The following is a 1,480-nucleotide window of genomic DNA, read 5'->3' as shown; positions in this document are numbered from 1 at the left end:
CCCGCCTTCGAGGTCCGCGCCGTCCTCGCCGCCACCCTCTCCCCCACCTGGGGCATCTACAGCGGCTACGAACTCTGCGAGAACACCCCCCTCAAAGAGGGCGGCGAGGAATACCTCGACTCCGAGAAGTACCAGCTCAAACCCCGCGACTGGACCCGCGCCGACACCGAGGGCATCGCCCCCCTCGTCACCCGCCTCAACACCGTCCGGCGCCGCAGTCCGGCCCTGCAACAGCTGCGCGATCTCCACTTCCACCACGCCGACCAGGAGGCGGTGATCGTCTACAGCAAGCGGAGCGGATCGAACACGGTTCTGGTGGTCGCCAACCTCGACCCCCACCACACCCAGGAGGCCACGGTCTCGTTGGACATGCCGCAACTCGGCCTGAACTGGCACGAGTCGGTACCGGTGCGCGACGAGCTCACCGGCGAAACCTTCAACTGGGGCAGGGCCAACTATGTGCGCCTGGAACCGGGTCGACGACCCGCGCATATCTTCACGGTTCTGCGACCGTCCCCGCGGATCGGAGGGTCACCCACAACATGATCGTCAACGAACCCGTCCAGGACACCTTCGAGGACACGCCTGCCAAGGACCGCGACCCCGACTGGTTCAAACGCGCCGTCTTCTATGAGGTCCTCGTCCGTTCCTTCCAGGACAGCAACGGTGACGGCATCGGCGACCTCAAGGGTCTGACCGCCAAGCTCGACTATCTGCAGTGGCTCGGTGTCGACTGCCTCTGGCTGCCGCCCTTCTTCAAGTCCCCGCTGCGGGACGGCGGTTACGACGTCTCCGACTACACCGCGGTACTCCCCGAGTTCGGCGACCTCGCCGACTTCGTGGACTTCGTCGACGCCGCCCACCAGCGCGGCATGCGCGTGATCATCGACTTCGTCATGAACCACACCAGCGACCAGCACCCGTGGTTCCAGGAGTCCCGCAAGGACCCCGAGGGGCCGTACGGCGACTACTACGTCTGGGCGGACGACGACAAGCAGTACCAGGACGCGCGGATCATCTTCGTCGACACCGAGGCGTCCAACTGGACCTACGACCCGGTCCGCAAGCAGTACTTCTGGCACCGCTTCTTCTCCCACCAGCCGGACCTCAACTACGAGAACCCGGCCGTCCAGGAGGAGATCCTCTCCGCGCTGAAGTTCTGGCTGGACCTGGGCATCGACGGCTTCCGGCTGGACGCGGTGCCGTATCTCTACCAGCGGGAGGGCACCAACTGCGAGAACCTGCCCGCCACCCACGACTTCCTGAAGCGGGTGCGCAAGGAGATCGACACCCAGTACCCGGACACCGTGCTGCTGGCGGAGGCGAACCAGTGGCCGGAAGATGTCGTCGACTACTTCGGCGACTACCGCAGCGGTGGCGACGAGTGCCACATGGCGTTCCACTTCCCGGTGATGCCCCGCATCTTCATGGCGGTGCGCCGGGAGTCCCGCTACCCCGTCTCGGAGATCCTCGCCAAGAC

The 1,480-nt window shown here is 65.7% G+C and carries 1 protein-coding gene and 1 pseudogene; both read left to right on the top strand.

Translation table 11 applies throughout. From position 1 onward, the window contains the following. Window positions 1–546: pseudogene (locus ABZ642_RS46415) on the top strand (alpha-1,4-glucan--maltose-1-phosphate maltosyltransferase); the annotation flags it as partial. After that, on the top strand, window positions 543–1,480 hold a 938-nt coding region (locus tag ABZ642_RS46410), incomplete at its 3' end, for an alpha-amylase family glycosyl hydrolase (protein ID WP_360497794.1). The pseudogene ABZ642_RS46415 and the gene ABZ642_RS46410, both read left to right, overlap by 4 nt.

The sequence above is a fragment of the Streptomyces sp. NPDC007157 genome (assembly GCF_040634235.1).
Taxonomy (GTDB): domain Bacteria; phylum Actinomycetota; class Actinomycetes; order Streptomycetales; family Streptomycetaceae; genus Streptomyces.
The sequence above is the reverse complement of the archived record's forward strand: the minus strand, read 5'-3'. Positions and strand labels throughout refer to the sequence as shown.